Consider the following 2,103-nt stretch of genomic DNA (forward strand, 5'->3'; position numbering starts at 1 on the left):
GCACCTGGTTGGTGGTCAGCGCGGCCAGGCTGGCGGTTTTCAGCGCAGCGAAGTCAGCGGTTTCCAGCGCGACGATGGCGTTCGTCGACAGGCCAGCCACTTGCTGGCTGGTCAGTACGCCAGCCTGGGTGGTGGTCAGCGCCACGATCTGGTCGGTCGTCAGCGCGGCAGCGCCAGCGGTGGTCAGCGCCACGAACTGGTTGGTGGACAGTGCCACCAGCTGGTCGGTGGTCAGGGCGGCCACTTGCGCCGTTTTCAGGGCGGCGATACCGGCGGTGGTGATGCCGGCCAGGTCGGCCAGCTCGATCGCCACCAGGTTGCTGGTCGACAGCGCGCCAACTTGCGCGGTGGTCAGGCCGGCGATCTGGTTCGACGACAGCGCGACGATCTGGTCGGAGGTCAAACCGTTGGCGATGTTGGCGGTCGAGATGGCCGACAGCGACGCGGTGGTCAGCGCCTGCACCTGGGCGGTGGTGATTGCTGCCACTTGCGTCGAGGTCAGGCCGGCAAACGCGGCGGTTTTCAGCGCAGCCATGTCAGCCGTTTCCAGCGCGACGATGGCGTCGGTGGTCAGGGCCGCGACTTGCGCGGTGGTCAGCGCGTTGGCGGCGGTGGTGGAGAGCGCCACGATCTGGTCGGTGGTCAGCGCACGCACCTGGTTGGTGGTCAGCGCGGCCAGGCTGGCGGTTTTCAGCGCCGCGAAGCCGGACGTTTCGAGCGCAGCAATCGCGGCGGGGGACAGGCCGGCCACTTGCTGGCTGGTCAGTACACCAGCCTGGGTGGTGGTCAGCGCGACGATCTGGTCGGTCGTCAGCGCGGCAGCGCCGGCGGTGGTCAGCGCCACGATCTGGCCGCTGGACAGGGCCACCAGCTGGTCGGTGGTCAGCGCAGCCACTTGCGCCGTTTTCAGGGCGGCGATACCGGCGGTGGTGATACCGGCCAGGTCGGCTATTTCGATGGCGACCAGGTTGCTGGTCGACAGCGCACCGATTTGCGCGGTGGTCATGCCAGCGAGTTGGGTCGAGCTCAGCGCGACGATCTGGTCGCTGGTCAGGCCATTGGCGATGTTGGCCGTGCTCAGGGCGGCCAGGGCCGACGTGCTCAGGCTTTGTACCTGGGCAGTGGTCAGGGCAGCAACCTGGGCCGAGGTCAACGCGGCGAACGAGGCGGTATCCAGGCCACGCAGGTCGGCCGTTTCCAGCGCGACGATGGCGTCGGTGGTGAAGGCGGCCACTTGCGCGGTGGTCAGCGCGCCGGCGCCTTCGGTGGTCAGGGCCACCACCTGGTCGGTGGTCAGGGCGCGGATCTGGTTGGTGGTCAGCGCGGCGACCGCGGCGGTTTTCAGCGCAGCGAAGTCGGACGTTTCCAGCGCCACGATGGCGTTGGTGGACAAGGCAGCGACTTGCTGGCTGGTCAGCGCGCCAGCCTGGGTCGTGGTCAGGGCAACGATCTGGTCGGTCGTCAGTGCGGCAGCGCCAGCGGTGGTGAAAGCGGCCACCTGGCCGGTCGACAGCGCGACCAGCTGGCTGGTCGTGAACGCGGCAACCTGCGCCGTTTTCAGGGCAGCGATGTCGCCGCTCGACAGGCCGGCCAGGTCGGCTACTTCGATGGCGACCAGGTTGCTGGTCGACAGTGCCGCCACTTGCGCGGTGGTCAGGCCGGCGATCTGGTTCGACGACAGCGCGACGATCTGGTCGGAGGTCAAACCATTGGCGATGTTGGCGGTCGAGATGGCCGACAGCGACGCGGTGGTCAGCGCCTGCACCTGGGCGGTGGTGATCGCTGCCACTTGCGTCGAGGTCAGGCCGGCAAACGCGGCGGTTTTCAGCGCGGCCATGTCAGCCGTTTCCAGCGCGACGATGGCGTCGGTGGTCAGGGCAGCGACTTGCGCGGTGGTCAGCGCGTTGGCGGCGGTGGTGGAGAGCGCCACGATCTGGTCGGTGGTCAGCGCACGCACCTGGTTGGTGGTCAGCGCGGCCAGGCTGGCGGTTTTCAGCGCAGCGAAGTCGGACGTTTCCAGCGCAACGATGGCGTTGGTGGACAAGGCAGCCACTTGCTGGCTGGTCAGTACGCCAGCCTGGGTGGTGGTCAGCGCGATGATCT

General features: G+C 68.0%; 1 pseudogene. It reads right to left on the bottom strand.

Going from position 1 to position 2,103, the window contains the following annotated elements:
* Window positions 1-2,103, bottom strand: a pseudogene (locus DUPY_RS19770) (heme utilization protein); the annotation flags it as partial.

This window comes from Duganella phyllosphaerae, assembly GCF_001758785.1.
Lineage (GTDB): Bacteria > Pseudomonadota > Gammaproteobacteria > Burkholderiales > Burkholderiaceae_D > Rugamonas > Rugamonas phyllosphaerae.